The organism is Devosia beringensis (assembly GCF_014926585.1).
GTDB classification, from domain to species: domain Bacteria; phylum Pseudomonadota; class Alphaproteobacteria; order Rhizobiales; family Devosiaceae; genus Devosia; species Devosia beringensis.
Window position 1 is genome coordinate 2,122,857 of record NZ_CP045422.1, and the last position, 15,533, is coordinate 2,138,389.

Sequence of the window (15,533 nt, forward strand, 5' to 3'; positions counted from 1 at the left end):
GGACTTACTCGATTCCCTTTCCGGGAGACTCTAGTGACCATCCACGTGTCGCCTGAGGCCTGTCCCGCTCTGGTGTTGAACGCCGATTTCCGGCCGCTCAGCTATTACCCGTTGTCGCTCTGGTCCTGGCAGGACGCGATCAAGGCCGTGTGCCTGGATCGGGTCAATATCGTCAGCCAATACGACACGGTCATCCACTCGCCCAGCTTCGAGATGCGGCTGCCCAGCGTGGTGTCGCTGCGCGATTATATCAAGCCGGCGCGCAATCCCGCCTTTACCCGCTTCAACGTCTTCCTGCGCGATCGCTTCACCTGCCAATATTGCGGCACGCGCGACGACCTGACCTTCGACCACGTCATTCCCCGGTCCAAGGGTGGCCAGACCACCTGGGAAAACGTCGTGGCGGCCTGCGCGCCGTGCAATCTCAAAAAAGCCAATCGGATGCCCAGCGAGATCAAGATGTTCCCGCATCAGGCGCCCTATCATCCCACGGTGCATGACCTGCACAATAATGGCCGGGCCTTCCCGCCCAATCATTTGCACCAGAGCTGGCTGGATTATCTCTACTGGGATATCGAGCTCGAGCCCTAGGTCCAGCCTCTTGCCGGTAACGCGACCAATAACTATTATTGGTCACAGGCAAGTGGAGCATCCCATCATGGCGATCAGTGCAGAACTGGGCGAGGCCCTCGAACAGGCGGTCAGCGACCTCGTCGCCACCGGCCGCTACAATTCCAAGAGCGAAGTGCTGCGCGAAGGCGTGCGCCTGGTGCAGGAGCGCGAGGCGCGGTTCCAGGAGCTCGATGCAAGTTTGAAGCTTGCTGCAGCGGAGGCCGATGCGGTCGGGTGGCTGTCAGAAGAAGACGTATTCAGCGAGCTGGAGGCTCGCTACGCCGACAAGCGTGACTGATGCGCGTCGTTTACGCTCCGGCTTCCCTGCGGGACCTGGCCGAAATCGGCGACTATATTGCCTTTGATAGTCGCGGGCGCGCCCGGACATTCGTGGTCGAACTGCGCGCTGCCTGTCGTTCACTGGCTGCCGACAGTCGTCGCTACCCATATCAGCAGGAATTGACAGACATCCGGCGCATGCCCGTCGGCAATTGCCTCGTCCTCTATCGGGTACTGGAGGACAGCGTGCGGATCATTCGCGTCATCCATGCCGCGAGGGATATTGGCAGCCTGACGCTCTAACGTCAGCCCCTTTTGTGCCGCCGTGCCTGGGCCCAGATCGACAGGCCCAACAGTGCCACGATGGCCAGCGAGATCAGTGCATTATAGCCGGCCAGGGAAATCCCGAGAAAGCGGAACTGCACCACGTCGCAGCCGATGACCGGCTCCATGCTGCTCAGCGCGTCGAAACTCATGGCCTCGCCAATGCCGGTACAGGCGGTGGGTCCGGGCCAGAAGCCCCATTCGACGCCGGCATGGTAGGCGCCCATATAGATGCCCCAGGCGAAGATCGCGGTGACGATGGCCATGGCGATGTACCAGACCATCAGCGGCAGGCGGTTCCAGGTGATCAGCACCGCGGCCAGCAGCGGCAGGCCATAATAATAGGCCATGCGCTGCTCGAGGCAGAGCTCGCAGGGGTAAAGCCCGCCAATGATCTGGCTGCCCCAGGCAGCAGCGATGGTGGCCAGGCCCAGCACGAAGGCGAGGCCGGCCGCTTTCTTGTCGAGCGGGCGAAAAATCGAGGCGGGCATGGAGGAGCTTTCAGGGTGACGCTTGGACAGTGCTTAGCCTGCCGTTTTCAGCATGGCCAGAGAACAACAGGTTTTTGATCAGTCGCCCGGCAAAGCGAGGCCCATGGCTTGGCGCAGGGCGATGGCATTGGCGGGGGCATGCAGTTTGTCCTCATGCACGAAATAGGCAAAGACATCGGTGCCGGCAGCGGTCCAGCCGGCAATGGTCTTGGCCCAGTCGGCAATATCGGCCGGTTCATAGCCGGTCGCATCGGCGCGGGCAGGGCCCTGCAGCCGGCAATAGGCAAAATCGGCGGTGAGGTCGCGTTGCGGGCTCTGCACCGTGTCCGCGATGACGCGCGCCACATTGTGCCGGGCCAGCAGGGCGTTGACGGCCGGATCGTCAAAGCTGGGATGGCGCAGTTCGATGGCGTGGCGCAGCGGACCAATATTGTTGATGTCCAGAAACGGTTCGCTCTTGAGCCGCGCATCGGCCTTGCCGGCCAGGGCCAGATAGTCGGCGGGGGTCCTGGGCAGCAGGGCCACAAAGGTCCCGAGCACGTCGGCGTCAAAGGCCAGGTTGGGCGGCAGTTGCCAGACGAAAGGCCCCAGCTTGGCGCCCAGTGCCAGCGGGCCGGAGGCAAAGAAGTTGGCGAGTTCGACCTCGCAGTTCCTGAGCCGCTTGATATGGGTGACCAGTTGCGGGCCCTTGACGGCAAAGACAAAACCATCCCCGGCCTCGTCGGCCCATTTGGCAAAGCTGGCCGGCTTCTGGTTGGCGCGGAAGGTGGCGTTGATCTCGATGCTGGACAGGCGCGAGCTGGCAAAGGCCAGTTCGTTCTTCTGCACCAGGCCGTCGGGATAGAACGTGCCGCGCCAGGCCGCAAAGACCCAGCCGGCCGTGCCGGTGCGCGCGATACCCTGACGACCCATCATCGACCCTCCGTCGCCCGGGCAGTGCCCGGGATATTGACGACCGCCGCGCCGGTCCGGCAGCCGCGATCGCCGCATCCCCAAACTGCTCTATTTCGCGCGATGTTTCCATCGTTTCGTCCAAGCGCCGCCTGGCGGTGTGGCAGGGCGGTGCCTCAGCCCTGTTGCTCTGGCACCCAGACCATCATGGAGCCCTGGCCCCGGTTGGACCACAAGTAATAGGGTATGGCGGTCAGCTTGGCCGGCGTCTCCTGCGGCGGGGTGGTGCGGTAGAGCGTCTGCCAGTCATGCTCGTCAATGGCGGCGGCCTGGGCGGTGAGCACAACGATGCCGTCAAACAGGTCCGCCCGCGTCTCGGCCATGAGCTCGGCCTTGCGGGGCAACTTGAGCCGCTGCACCCTCCCGCCGGGATTGTCGACTTCCTCGAGACAATAGACCAGCGGACCGCGCTTGAGCGCCACGCGGCCGGCATCCATGATCACGCCGGGATGGGCATAGAGCCGCACCGGCGGCATGGGCAGGTCCAGGGTCACCACATCGCCGGCGAACCAGTCGCGATGGATGGTGAGGTAACCATTGACCGCCTCGGCGATGTCGACAGAAACACCATTGACCGCAACCTTGGCGCCCCGGCTCCATCCGGGAATGCGCAGCTTGAGGTCAAACGTGGTCGGCACCACCGGTTCGACCTCGATGCGGATGTCCCCGCTCCAGGGATAGGTCGAGATTTCGCGCAGGCCCACCATGGTGCCGGCAATCTCGACCTCGGTGTCAATGCCGCCATAGAGGTGGAAGGCCACCCCGTCTGCTGCGGTCGAGAGGAAATAGCCGCCCACCGAGGCCACCAGCCGGCTGACATTCATGGTGCAGCAGGGGCAGGTATGCCAGTCCCAGCGGGTCGGCGTGCCGTCGCTTTCAAGCGGATTGGCGTAGAAATAATGTTCGCCGTCGCGGCTGAGACCGCTGAGGGCGCCGTTGAACATGGCGAGCTCGAGTATGTCGGCATATTTGCCGTCGAGATCGAGATGCAGCATGCGCTGCGCCCAGAAGATCAGCGCCACCGAGGCGCAGGTTTCCGCATAGGCGGTCTGGTTGGGCAGGTCGAAATCATGGGTGAAGCCCTCGTTCTGCGCCGAGGGGCCAAGGCCCGCCGTCACATACATCTTGGTTTCCATCACGTCGTCCCACAGCACTTCGCAGGCGTGCTTGAGGCCGGCATCGTCGAGCTCGGCGGCGAGGTCGGCCATGGCGGTATAGAGATACATGGCGCGCACGGCGTGGCCGACGACCTTGTCCTGCTCGCGCACCGGCTTGTGGCTCTGCGAATATTCGTAATTGGCGAAGACATAGGGCTGCCGGCTGTCGCCGCCCTCGCGCTTTTCGCGTTCGACATCGAAATAGTGCGGCGGCTGCCTTCCGCGCTCGTTGATGAGGTAGGCGGCAAAGTCCAGGTGCTTCTTCTCGCCGGTGAGATAATAGAGCTTCATCAGCGCCAGCTCGATTTCCTCATGCCCGTCATAGCCGCGGCGCTGGTTCGGCCCGGTGCCGAAACTGGCATAGATGTGCTCGAGATAGCGCTCCATGATGTCGAGGAAGCGCCTTCGGCCGGTCACCTGGAAATAGGCGACGGCGCCCTCGAGCAGGTGGCCGGCATTATACATTTCGTGGTTGTCGCGCAGATTGGTCCAGCGCTTGTCCGGCTCGTGGCCGAGATACCAGCAGTTGAGATAGCCATCGTCAGCCTGGGCTTTCTCGAGATCGTCGATCGCGGCCTCGATCTTGGCTTCGATATCGGTATTGCGGCGATGGGCCAGGGCATAGCTGGCCGCCTCGATCCACTTGCCGACATCGCTGTCCCAGAACACCTGGACGGTAAAGCCATTGGCATGGCGCGGAAAGCGCAGGGGCGGCGGCGGATCGGGGAGTTTGAGGGAATCGAGGATGCCGTATTCGCCCAGCTTGCGGTGCTGGCTGGGGACGGTGCGGTCGAGCACGGTGTCGAGGCGCTCGTGCCAGAACTGGCCCTCGAGCTTGACCTGGGGGAATGGCACGGCAGTGTAGCGGGACATGACAGTTCCTTAAAGGGCGATGCCGGTCTGGGGATCAAAGAGGTGGATCTTGGCGGGGTCGATGCGCAGGCCAAGGCGATCGCCTGACACGAGGCTGGTCCGCTCGGACTGGACGAGCTGGAAATTGCCGTCGGACGAGGTGAGATAGGTGGCCGAGCCGGTCGATTCGACCACGCCGATATCGAGGTGGAAGGTGGCGCCGTCCTCGGCCACATCGAGATGCTCGGGGCGAATGCCGGCGATCACCGCCGTTCCCGGCTGCAGCTGGCGATCGAGCGGCAGGGTGCCGGCGCCATCGGCCAGCACCACGCCAGTGCCGGAATCGGCAATGTGACCAGACAGGAAGTTCATGGCCGGCGAGCCGATGAAGCCGGCCACAAAGCGGTTGACCGGCCTGTCATAGAGGTGGAGCGGGCGGCCCTGCTGCTCGATGATGCCATCGCGCATGACCACGACCCAGTCGGCCATGGTCATGGCCTCGATCTGGTCATGGGTGACATAGACCGAGGTGGCGCCGAGCCGGTCATGCAAAGCGCGGATTTCCTTGCGCATCTGCACGCGCAGCGAGGCGTCCAGATTGCTCAGCGGTTCGTCGAAGAGAAACGCCTTGGGATTGCGGATGATGGCGCGGCCCATGGCCACGCGCTGCCGCTGGCCGCCGGACAGCTGCCGGGGATAGCGACCCAGCAGGCTCGTCAGCCCGGTCGTGGCCGCCACCTCGGCCGCCTTCTGTTTGGCGTCAGCCTTGTTCACGCCATGCAGGCGCAGGGAATAGGTGAGGTTCTCCTCCACCGTCATATGCGGATAGAGCGCATAGCTCTGAAACACCATGGCAATGTCGCGGTGCCGGGGCGGCACGCCGTTCATCGCCTTGCCGGCAATGCGCAGCTCGCCCGAGCTGATGGATTCCAGCCCGGCAATGGCGCGCAGCAGGGTGGACTTGCCGCAACCGGAGGGGCCGACCAGGGCGACGAAACTGCCCTTGTCGATGGTCAGGGAAATGCCCTTGAGAGCGTGGAAAATCCCATAATGCTTCTGGATATCGCGCATTTCGATCTGAGCGGTCATTTGAGGGCTCCCGAGGTGAGGCCGGATACGATGCGGCGCTGCAGGATGACAAAGGCGACAAGGATCGGCGTCACATAGATGGCCGAATAGGCCATGATGGCGCTCCAGTCGGTGGAGTTGGGGCCAAGAAAGCCGGAGAGACCAACGCTGGCCGGCTGCAAAGCAGGGCTCTGGATGATCGACTTGGAGTAGATATATTCGCCAAAGGCGCTCATGAAGGTGAGGATGGCGCAGACCAGGATGCCGTTGCGGGCCAAAGGCAGCACGATGAAGAAGAAGGCGCCGACGCGCGAATTGCCGTCCACCAAAGCGGCCTCTTCAAGTTCGCGCGGCACGCTCATGAAGGTGGCGCGGACCAGCACCACGAAGAAGGGCATGGCCTTGGCCGCCGCCGCCAGCACGACCGCTGTGCGCGGATAGCTGAGCAGGCCGACCTGGTTGAACCCGACAAAGAGCGGCGTGATCATCACCGATGCCGGCAGCACCTGCAGCATCAGCACGAAGAACAGGCCGACATCGATCCAGTTGTTGCGATAGCGGGCCAGCACATAGGCGCAGCCGGTGCCCAGCACCACGGTAATGGCGGTGACGCCGCTGGCGATCAGCACCGAGTTCCACAGATAGGTGGGCATGGCGCGCCGGGCCCAGACCTCGGGATAGATGCCCGGATTGGGATTGTTGGGCCAGAAGGTGGGCGGATTGGCGAACATTTCCGAGCCGGTTTTGAGGCTGGTGACATACATCCAGTAGAGCGGGAACAGGTAGACCGCGGCCAGCGCCAGGGCGACGGTGAGCAGGATCCAGGGCGTATAGGTCCGGGTCATCCGCGCACCTCGTGGCGGGTGGAGCGGACATAGACGACCGAGGCAAACAGCACGAGCAGGAACATCATCACCGATACCGTGGCGCCCTTGGCGAAATCGTAGAGCTGGAAACTGAGCTGCCAGGACCAGTAGCCGGCAACGTTGGAAGTATTGGCCGGCCCGCCTTCGGTCAGCGCGGGGAAGAGGTCGAACTGCTGCAGCGTGCCGATCAGGCCGAGCGACAGCACGGCGCCGATGGTCGGGCGCATCAGCGGCAGGGTGATGGTCCAGAAGCGTTGCAGGGCGTTGGCGCCATCGAGTTCGGCCGCCTCGTAGAGGTCGCGCGAAATGGCGGCCAGCCCCACCGAGAGCAGCAGCATGTTGAAGGCAAGGCCCAGCCAGATATTGGCAATGATGACGGCCCAGATGGAAAAGTTCGGGTCCGATTTCCAGAATACATTGGCGTCGATAATGCCGAGCGCCTTGAGGATGACGTTGAGCACGCCATAGTCGCCAGCGAGAATGAAGCTCCAGATGCCGCCGACCACGAGGCCCGGCATGACCCAGGAGACCAGGAACAGGCCGCGAATGGTGGATGCGCCGGGAAAATCCTGCGCGAAAAACAGCGCCAGCGCGAAGCCGAGCACGAACTGGCCGGTCATCGAGCCGAAGACAAAGACCAGTGTATTGCGCGTCACCAGCCAGAATTCGGGCTGCTGCACCACAGCGACGTAATTGTCGAAGCCGACAAAGGGGCGGAACAGCTCGCCCAGGGTGAACATGTCCACCTGCTGGAAGCTCATCAGCACATTGTAGACTAGGGGCGCGCCGGCCAGAGCGAGCAGGAAAAGCAGGGCAGCGCCGACCAGCAGGATATCAAACCCCACCCCGTCCCGCAGCCAGCTGAAAAATCGCGACACCGTATCCTCCAAGGGAGCTGAACAGAAAATGCCGGCCAGAGCTTGGCTCCGGCCGGCCCAGTCGGGAGGACTAGTTGAAGATGCCGTCTATGGTGGTCTGGGCCTGGTTCAGCGCGTCCATGGACGACATCTGACCGGTCAGGGCCTGCTGTTCGGCATCGTAGATGGCCTTGGAGATCTTCTGCCATTCCGGATGCGGCCCGCGTGGCTGGGCATATTGCAGCTGCTCCTGGAAGACCTTGAGGGCGGCATCCTTCTTTTCAATGCCGGTCACGGGCAGCGGGATATCGCCGCGCGCGGGCAGGTTGCCGAATTCGGGGAAGATGCGGTCTTCCTGGCTCACGAAATATTCGAGCAGGCGGAAGGCCTCGTCGGGATGGGCCGTATTGGCCATGATGCCCCAGTTGAAGCCACCCAGAGCCGAGGAACGCTCATCGCCGTCCTCGATGGTGGGCAGCAGCGCCACGCCCCAGTCGAACTTGGCATCCTCGACCATGCGGTCGATTTCCCAGGGGCCGGAAATGGCCATGGCGGCATTGCCGGAATTGAAGACGCCGGTGGAGTCCCACTGGCCCAGGCTCAGCACGTCGCGCGAGGCATAGCCGCTGTCGATCAGGCCCTTCCAGATATCGAGCACCTTGGCGGCACCCTCGGTATTGACCTTGTCGGCGCCACCACCGGACATCTGGATCACTGGCAGGAACTGGAACGTGCCCTCTTCACCGGCACGGGCCGAGAAGGTGATGCCATAGACATTGTTGGCCGGGTCGGTGAGCTTTTCGGCATATTCGGCGACCTGGGCCCAGGTCTGGGGTGGCTCGGTCAGGCCGGCCGCGGCGAACATGTCCTTGTTATAGAAGATGCCGATGGTGTCGGTATATTTGGGCAGGCCGAACAGCTTGCCGTCCCAGGTCACCGAATTGAGCGGCCCCTCGAAATATTCCGCCTTGCTGACGATCTCGGAGCCGGCGACGCGGTCGGTGATGTCGAGCATGGCGCCGCGCGACGAGAACAGCGCGAAATCGGGATTGTCGAACGAGACGATGTCGGGCGCATTGCCGGTGGCGAAGGCGCGCAGCGTTTCGTTGACGATCTCGTCAAACGGGATGCCGCGATACTCGACCACGATATCCTCATTGGCGTCGTCGAACTCCTTGGAATAGGTGTCCGCGATGCCCGGCCGGTCGACCCCGTCAATCGACCAGACGGTCAGTTTCACCTGCGCGAAAGCCGGTGTGGCTGCGACCAAAGCGCCGACGGCCAAGCCGGCCAGTAGACCCAGTTTAGACAAGTGCATTATATCCTCCCTTGCGGCCTCGGCCGCGCTGCATACCGCTCGGGTTCCTCTTCCCTTGCGGCTTTCCTCGCTGCCACGGGCGGTTGCAACGCCTGTGGCAGCACTCCTTAGACCTCCTGAAGCACCTCTTGCCTGTTGGCGTGGGCGAGTGCATCGCCGCCGCAGGATTGGCGCACCACGAGATGGCATGGCAGCGTGCGGATGCCCGGCTCGACCGGCTTGCCTTCGGCAAGGTCGAGGATCAGGCGGCCGGCCACGCGGCCGAGTTCGATGAGATTCATGTCCACCGTGGTCAGCGGCGGCCGCGTCGCGGCAGCGACGATTTCCCAATTGTCAAAGCCGATGACCGAGACGTCGGCCGGTACGGCGACACCGCGTTCGCGCAGCGCGTCCACGACCCCGCGCGCGATCTGGTCATTGCCGCAGAAGATGGCGTCGGGCGGGGTGCCTGCCTGCCAGAGCTGGCTTACTGCCGCGTGGCCCCAGGCTTCCGACCAGCTGCCGTGCAGCACCGGGGCCTCTGCGCCCGCAGCCGCGCGGAAGGCGCCGGCCCGGGCGGCGACCGAGGCAAAGCTTTCCGGCCCGGTCACATGCACCAGCCGCCTGCGCCCGAGCCCGAGCAGCCATTGCGTGGCCAGTCGCGCGCCCTGCGCATCGTCGGATACCAGGGTCACTGCATCGGCTGGGCCTTCGGTAAAGGCATAGACAACCGGCACCGGCAGGTCGGACAGATCGACCGGCAGGCGGCGGTCGATGCGCTTGCCGGTGGCGATGATGCCATCGACCTGCTTGTCGAGCATGGCATCGACATGGATCTTGCCCAGGGCGGCATCATCTTCGATGCCGCAGAGAAAGACCGACACGCCGCGGTCAACCAGCGCTGCGTTGATGCCGGCCATGACCGGCAGGGTGAAGCGGCCATAGGTGTCGTTGGTCAGCAGGCCAATGGTGAAGCTGCGCTGCTGGGTCAAGGCGCGGGCCATGGCATTGGGCCGGAAGCCCAGCGCAGCCGCGGTCTGCTTGACGCGGGTGCGGGTCGCCTCGGTCATGCGACCGGTATCGTTGAGCGCCTTGGAGGCCGTGGCAACGCTGACGCCGGCAACGCGGGCGACGTCATAGATGCGTATCCGCTCTGCCTTGGCCACGTCCACATACCTCAAAGGAAAACCCTTTTCTCACACTAGGTAAAACGGTTTCTCACGATGCGTCAATAGTCATACTTATCAAGCCGCCTGCACGTGTTCGCCGCCACGGGCGGCCTTGAGATGGTTGAGGGCGTGCACCTGGCCGGTCATTTCCAGGGCATCGCGATAGACCGGGTCGTGCCAGCCCTCGATGTCGATCGAGCCGCTATAGCCGGCCAGGCGCAGCTCGGAGATCACGTCGGTCCAGTTACTGTCGCCAAAGCCGGGCGTGCGCATGAAGACGAACTTTTCCTTGCCGAAAATGCCGTGCTCGCGGATCACCTCCCAGCGCACGGTGGCGTCCTTGCCGTGCACGTGGAAAAACTTGTGGGCCCATTTGCGGATCTGCGGCAGCGGATCAATGAGATAGACCAGCTGGTGGCAGGGCTCCCATTCCAGGCCGATATTGTCGTCCGGCGTCTCGTTGAACATCAGTTCCCAGGCATCGGGATTGTGGGCGATGTTCCAGTCGCCTGTGGCCCAGTTGCCATCCATGGCGCAGTTCTCAAAGGCAATGCGGACGCCCTTGTCGGCCGCGCGCTTGGCCAGTTCGCTCCACACCTGCCTGTAGCGCGGCAGGCTGTCGGTCAGTTTCTGGTTGCGGATGCGGCCGGTAAAGCCGGCGACGCAGGTGGCGCCGAAATGGTGGGCATTGTCGATGCAGTCCTTCCAGCCCTGCAGGGTCTGGCGGTCCATCTCCTGGTCCTCGAGCGGATTGCCGAACATGCCCAGCGTCGAGATGGTGATGTCACGATCCCCGATCGCGTCGAGGCTACGCTTGCCCAGTTCGGCCAGGTCCTGGCCATTGGTGGTCTGCCAGAAGAAGGGCTCGAAGCTCTCAAAGCCGAGATCGGCAATGGCGGCAATATTGTCGGCGGCCTTGCCGGCGCTGGCCTGGATCATGGTGCCGATGCGGATCGACTTGGCGGGGTTGGTCACGGTGCGGTTTCCTGGGCTTGGATGAGGACGCGCTGGCGGGTGCGGGCGCTTTGGATGGCGCCAAAGACCATGGCCAGGCTCTTGATATTGTCGCTGCCGGCGGTTTCCGGCTGGCGCCCCGCGGCAATCGCCGCGAGGAATTCGGCGATGACGCTGGCATGGCCTTCGGTCAGGGTGGCGTCTGCGGCTTCGGGCACAGCGAGCGGGACGAGGTCGCGGAAAAAGCCGGACTCGCCGGCCACCTGGTGGGCCTCGAAGCGCTCAAGCCCATCCCAGAGCAGCGTGCCCCTGGTGCCGACGATGCGCCAGGCGCCTTCCCAGCTGGTATTGGCGCCCTCGGCGCACCAGGATCCGCGATAGTTGAAGACGATATCGCCGGCGAATTCGAAAATCGCATTGGCCGCGGCGCCATGGGCGTACCAGGAGCCGGGCGGATTGGTCTCAAGGCAATAGACGGCCTGGGGCGCCGTGCCGGCCATGAAGCGCGCCGCGTCGAGGGTATGGATGGCCATGTCGAGCAGCAGGACATTGTCCATCTGCTCGCGGAAGCCGCCGAAATGGGCGCCGACGAAGAAATCGCAATGCAGGGCGGTGAGCTGGCCGAGCGCGCCGCTCTCGATGACCTGGCGGATGCGGCGGATGCCGGCCACAAAGCGCCGGTTCTGCACCACCGCGTGGATGCGCCCGGCCGCCCGGGCCTGGGCCAGCATTGCCTGTGCATCGTCCAGCGCCGGCGCCATCGGCTTTTCGGTCAGCACGTGGCAGCCATGGCGGAGGCCGGTGGCCACGACATGCGGGCGCGCCGAGGGCACGGCGACATCGAACAGCAGGTCGGGGCGGGCCTGGGACAGGACGGCGTCGAGGTCGGTGCCGATAATGGCATCCGGCAGGCCGAATTCGGCGGCCCGGGCCGCAGCGGTTGCCGCATCGATATCGACCAGGCCGACGACCTCGACCTGCCCCTTGAGCAGGGGACTATCGGCCAGGGCGGACAGCCAGCCTTTGGACATGGCTCCGCAACCCACGAGCACGGCTTTCAACGACACCAGCAATCCTCCCGAACAGGGCAGCAGCCGTCTTGGAGCGGCGTGTCTGCATGTTCCCGTAAACGTTTACGACGCTACAATTGACGGTCAAAGCATGTCAAGAGTGCTCCGTAAACGTTTTTGGCACGATCGGCGTGGAACAGGGTGGCAGCGTCAATGAAGGGCATCCGCAGGCTGGCGCAACAGCTCGACATCTCGATTGGCACGGTGTCGCGGGCGCTCAATGGCCGCTCCGATGTCAGCGAGGAGACGCGGCGTCGGGTCATCGAGGCCGCGGCGGCCATGGGCTATGCGCCCAATCAGGCCGGGCGCAGCCTGCGCCAGGGCAATACCAATGCCGTGGGCTTCATGATCGAGCTGGGCTCGGACGCCGGCAGCAATAACGACAATTTCTTTCTGGGCGTGTTCGACGGCGTGCAGTCGGCCCTGGCGCGCCACCATCTCGACCTTGTCGTGCTGCCCTGCGCCACCGACGAGGATCCCACCCAATATGTGCAGCGCATGATCGCGCGCCATCTGGTGGATGCCATGATCATCTCGGCCACCCATCGCAAGGATACGCGCATCGACGTGCTGCAGGCGGCGCGCCTGCCCTTCATCACGCTGGGCCGCTCGGCCACCGAGGGCGAACATCCCTGGATCGATCTCGATTTTGCCGGGGTCGCCCGGCGCGCGGTGGACCGGCTCGCCGCCGCCGGACATCGTCGCATCGCGGTGGCCGTGCCCAGCAATGACATCAATCTGGGTTTTGTCTTTCTCGACAGCTACAAGAGCGCGCTGACGGCCAATGGCCTTCCTTTCGATCCAGAGCTGGTGTTCCGGGTCCCCTCGTCCGAGCAGGGCGGCTATCAGCTGGGGCATGACATCTGCGCCATGGGCGATCGTCCCAGCGCAGTGGTGCTCAATTATGAACTGCTGGCGCTGGGGCTTTATCGCCGGCTGGGAGAATCGGGGCTGACGCCCGGCCGCGACCTGGCGGTTATCGGCTTTCGCGAGGGGCCGGCCTCCCGCTTTCTGGCGCCGACACTCACCTGTTTCCGGCTGTCCCTACGCGAGCTGGGCATTGCGCTGGGCGAAGCGCTGCTGGCCTCGATGCCGGCCTATGCGGAAATCTACCCCCAGGGCATCGTGCGACGCATCTGGCCGATGGAACTGGTGGCCGGCGAAAGCGACCGCGCCTGAGCGCGACGCGATGCCGATAAAAATCGGGGCCCGGATCGCCCCGAGCCCCCAGCCTGTGCTGGAGTCTCAGGCGCTCCGGGCCCCCGATAGTTCGGTCGGGCGGATAGCTCTTGCCCGCCCATCAAATTGTCGTCCGCGACGGCTAGAAGCGGTAGTTGACGCCGGCGCGGACGACACCAAAGCGCTGGCTGATGTCCTGGCTGCCGCCGGGCAGGCCGTTATAGGTCTGGGTGCCCAGATCGACATAGAGCAGCTCGGCCTTGAGCGAGATCTGGTCGGTGGCCTGGGCCTCAAGGCCGGCGCCGACGGTCCAGCCGATATGGTTGGCGGACTGCGAGGTAACCACATTGGTCGTGCTGGTCAGGCTGGCGGTGCCGCGGCCGGCGGCAAAGCCCGCCGTCAGATAGGGCATTACCGAGCCAAAGGTCAGGCCGGCGCGACCACGAATGGTGCCATAGACATCCATGCCGGATTTCTGCTTGCCGTTGACGCCCAGGTCCCGCTCATGGCCGATCGAGGCGAGCTGGATATCGGCTTCGCCGCCCAGCACGACGCCGCCCATATCCATGTTATAGCCAGCCTGGCCGCCAAACTGCCAGCCGCCGGAATTGTCTTCGGTGCGGACGCCGCCGCCTGTGGGCTGGCGGGTCAATGTGCCCCAGCCGTAACCGGCATTGACGCCGGCATAAAAACCTTCCCAGCTCGAGGCCGGTGCGGCCGAATACATGGGGCTGGCGCCGCTGTTCCAGCCGAGATCGGCGGCCTGGGCGGCGGTGGACAACAGCAGCAGGGCAGCAATGGAAAGGGCCTGGCGCTTCATGGGGGTAACCTCGTCTAAAGGGATGCTGAACTTTCCCCTAAAATGCGATGCGATCCGTTAATACCTCGGTAAGGAACAAGGTTAACGCCATGCCGTAGCGCATGGCTGGCGTTCACTTTTGTGCGGGAACTTATTGGGGCATGCGTGCGCGTTGCTCCGACCCGCAGGGGCCGGCTCTCGATCAACGCTGTGCTGAAAATGGTGCCCCCCGCCGGACTCGAACCGGCACGCCTTGCGGCGGAGGATTTTGAGTCCTCTGCGTCTACCATTCCGCCAGAGGGGCACGGCATGGTCTCTAAACCAGGATGGGTTGGTCTGCAACGGGGTTTTGCGGTGGCTCAGCCGGCAAGCGCCAGGCGGGCGAGATAGACCGTGAGCACGCCCACGGCCATGGCGGCAAAGAGGTTTTTGGTCAGCCAATAGGCCAGCGTCGTGGCTGCGGCGGCGATGATGTCGGCGAGGCTCCCACTGACCAGTGCCGGGGCCACCAGGGCCGCGAGCACCGCGCCGGGAACGTGGCGGAGCCAGGCGGCGGCAAAGCCGTGCCGCGGCAGCCGATTGGCCAGCAGCAAGCCGCCCGCCTTGGTGGCCAGGGTCACCAGGGCCATGCCGGCAATGGCCAGCAGCGCTTCGGGGCTAGTCCACATGGCGGACCTTGTCGGCAAGGGCACCGGCGAGGCTGCCGGTGATGCCGCCGATCAGGATATACCAGCTGCCCTCGATCAGCCGTGCGGCGAGGATGGCGCTGAGCGCGGCGACGGTCCAGGGCAGGAGGTCGGCCCGGCCCTTCCACACGCCCAGCAGCAGCGCCAGGAAGGCGGCGGTAAAGGCGAAGTCGAGGCCATAGCGGGTCGGGTCATCGATGGCCGAGCCGAGCTGGTGGCCGAGCAGGGTGGTTGCCATCCAGACGGTATAGGTCAGCACACCGCCGCCGAGCAGGAAGGCGACGCTGCCACTGCCGCGCTGCATGGCCAGCATGGTGATGGCCCAATTTTCGTCGGACACAAAGAACATCAGCCCGGCGCTGCGGCCGACGCGGCCGGGGGGAAACAGCGGGCGCAGCGTCGCGGTCAGCAGCAGGTAGCGCAGGTTGATGACGAGCGCAGCAATGACCAGCGGGCCGATGGGCAGGCTGGCAGGCGTGGCGGTCCACAGGTCGAGCGCCACGAACTGGGCCGAGCCGGCAAAGACCAGGCCGCTCATCAGCAGCACGTCAAGCATGGTCATGCCGGCGCCGCGGGCCAGCACGCCCCAGACCAGGCCATAGGCGCCCACCGAGATGACCACGGGCAGGCAGGCGCGGGCGCCGGCAAGAAAGGCGGTGGCAAAGCGGGCAGGGGGCACGGTGGTCATGGCAAAGCACTAGCGCCCCGCGCGCATCGGCGCATCGACAAAGTAACGTCAGGAGGATGACTTGTGCTGATCACTGCCATTCGTGGCGCTGATAGAGGGGTCAAGATCGGCGTTGACGGCCCCAAAAGCACGGCATAGAGACTGCGCCTACGGCATCTCCAAGCTTCCCCGGCCCGTCCAGCCAGCCCTCCCGCTCCGGAGGGTAAATCGGTCCCTGCAGGCGCCTGAACCCAG

The 15,533-nt window shown here is 64.4% G+C and carries 17 protein-coding genes and 1 tRNA gene; 4 read left to right on the forward strand and 14 right to left on the reverse strand.

The window, feature by feature from the left end; genetic code table 11:
* Positions 1-33: 33 nt before the first annotated feature.
* The 3 genes from GDR53_RS10400 (at position 34) to GDR53_RS10410 (ending at position 1,194) form a co-directional block, all read left to right on the forward strand.
* Entirely contained in the window at positions 34-591 is a 558-nt protein-coding gene (locus GDR53_RS10400; RefSeq protein ID WP_193334448.1) for an HNH endonuclease, read from the forward strand.
* Positions 592-658: 67 nt separating this feature from the next.
* Positions 659-910: a type II toxin-antitoxin system ParD family antitoxin gene (locus GDR53_RS10405; RefSeq protein WP_193334449.1), complete on the forward strand. Its 252-nt coding sequence runs from the start codon at positions 659-661 to the stop codon at positions 908-910.
* Positions 910-1,194, forward strand: coding sequence for a type II toxin-antitoxin system RelE/ParE family toxin (locus tag GDR53_RS10410; RefSeq protein WP_193334450.1), 285 nt, complete (start codon positions 910-912; stop codon positions 1,192-1,194). The genes GDR53_RS10405 and GDR53_RS10410 overlap by 1 nt, the downstream gene beginning before the upstream one ends.
* Before the next feature lie 2 nt (positions 1,195-1,196).
* Here the strand turns inward: GDR53_RS10410 and GDR53_RS10415 are convergent, their stop codons facing one another.
* From GDR53_RS10415 to GDR53_RS10460, 10 genes are all read right to left on the reverse strand, one after another.
* Positions 1,197-1,706, reverse strand: a complete 510-nt coding sequence (locus GDR53_RS10415) for a disulfide bond formation protein B (protein ID WP_193334451.1) — start codon at positions 1,704-1,706, stop codon at positions 1,197-1,199.
* A 78-nt stretch (positions 1,707-1,784) separates the two neighbouring features.
* Positions 1,785-2,621 carry a DUF72 domain-containing protein gene (locus GDR53_RS10420; RefSeq protein WP_193334452.1) on the reverse strand — a complete coding sequence of 279 codons (837 nt, stop codon included), beginning with the start codon at positions 2,619-2,621 and terminating at the stop codon, positions 1,785-1,787.
* 152 nt (positions 2,622-2,773) lie between these two features.
* Positions 2,774-4,687, reverse strand: a complete 1,914-nt coding sequence (locus tag GDR53_RS10425; RefSeq protein ID WP_193334453.1) for a glycoside hydrolase family 127 protein — start codon at positions 4,685-4,687, stop codon at positions 2,774-2,776.
* Between the two features lie 9 nt (positions 4,688-4,696).
* Entirely contained in the window at positions 4,697-5,755 is a 1,059-nt protein-coding gene (locus GDR53_RS10430) for an ABC transporter ATP-binding protein (RefSeq protein ID WP_193334454.1), read from the reverse strand.
* On the reverse strand, positions 5,752-6,579 hold the full coding sequence (locus tag GDR53_RS10435) for a carbohydrate ABC transporter permease (protein ID WP_193334455.1): 828 nt from the start codon (positions 6,577-6,579) through the stop codon (positions 5,752-5,754). The genes GDR53_RS10430 and GDR53_RS10435 overlap by 4 nt, the downstream gene beginning before the upstream one ends.
* Positions 6,576-7,478 carry a carbohydrate ABC transporter permease gene (locus tag GDR53_RS10440; RefSeq protein ID WP_193334456.1) on the reverse strand — a complete coding sequence of 301 codons (903 nt, stop codon included), beginning with the start codon at positions 7,476-7,478 and terminating at the stop codon, positions 6,576-6,578. Before GDR53_RS10440 ends, GDR53_RS10435 begins: the two co-directional genes overlap by 4 nt.
* Positions 7,479-7,548: 70 nt before the next feature.
* Positions 7,549-8,775, reverse strand: a complete 1,227-nt coding sequence (locus GDR53_RS10445) for an ABC transporter substrate-binding protein (RefSeq protein WP_193334457.1) — start codon at positions 8,773-8,775, stop codon at positions 7,549-7,551.
* 107 nt (positions 8,776-8,882) lie between these two features.
* Positions 8,883-9,920, reverse strand: coding sequence for a LacI family DNA-binding transcriptional regulator (locus GDR53_RS10450; RefSeq protein WP_232846596.1), 1,038 nt, complete (start codon positions 9,918-9,920; stop codon positions 8,883-8,885).
* 78 nt (positions 9,921-9,998) lie between these two features.
* On the reverse strand, positions 9,999-10,898 hold the full coding sequence (locus tag GDR53_RS10455) for a sugar phosphate isomerase/epimerase family protein (RefSeq protein ID WP_193334458.1): 900 nt from the start codon (positions 10,896-10,898) through the stop codon (positions 9,999-10,001).
* A complete protein-coding gene (locus GDR53_RS10460) occupies positions 10,895-11,908 on the reverse strand; it encodes a Gfo/Idh/MocA family protein (protein WP_232846597.1) in 1,014 nt (337 codons plus the stop codon). Before GDR53_RS10460 ends, GDR53_RS10455 begins: the two co-directional genes overlap by 4 nt.
* Positions 11,909-12,100: 192 nt before the next feature.
* On the opposite strand from GDR53_RS10460, the gene GDR53_RS10465 reads away from it, so the two are divergent.
* Positions 12,101-13,126, forward strand: a complete 1,026-nt coding sequence (locus GDR53_RS10465) for a LacI family DNA-binding transcriptional regulator (protein WP_193334459.1) — start codon at positions 12,101-12,103, stop codon at positions 13,124-13,126.
* A 142-nt stretch (positions 13,127-13,268) separates the two neighbouring features.
* On the opposite strand, the gene GDR53_RS10470 is transcribed toward GDR53_RS10465, so the two are convergent.
* From GDR53_RS10470 to GDR53_RS10485, 4 genes are all read right to left on the reverse strand, one after another.
* Entirely contained in the window at positions 13,269-13,946 is a 678-nt protein-coding gene (locus GDR53_RS10470; RefSeq protein ID WP_193334460.1) for an outer membrane protein, read from the reverse strand.
* A gap of 199 nt (positions 13,947-14,145) precedes the next feature.
* Positions 14,146-14,229: transfer RNA gene (locus tag GDR53_RS10475), tRNA-Leu, on the reverse strand.
* A gap of 55 nt (positions 14,230-14,284) precedes the next feature.
* Positions 14,285-14,593 (reverse strand): AzlD domain-containing protein, encoded by a 309-nt coding sequence (locus tag GDR53_RS10480; RefSeq protein ID WP_193334461.1) that lies wholly within the window; start codon positions 14,591-14,593, stop codon positions 14,285-14,287.
* Positions 14,583-15,299 carry an AzlC family ABC transporter permease gene (locus GDR53_RS10485; RefSeq protein ID WP_193334462.1) on the reverse strand — a complete coding sequence of 239 codons (717 nt, stop codon included), beginning with the start codon at positions 15,297-15,299 and terminating at the stop codon, positions 14,583-14,585. Before GDR53_RS10485 ends, GDR53_RS10480 begins: the two co-directional genes overlap by 11 nt.
* Positions 15,300-15,533: the final 234 nt, after the last annotated feature.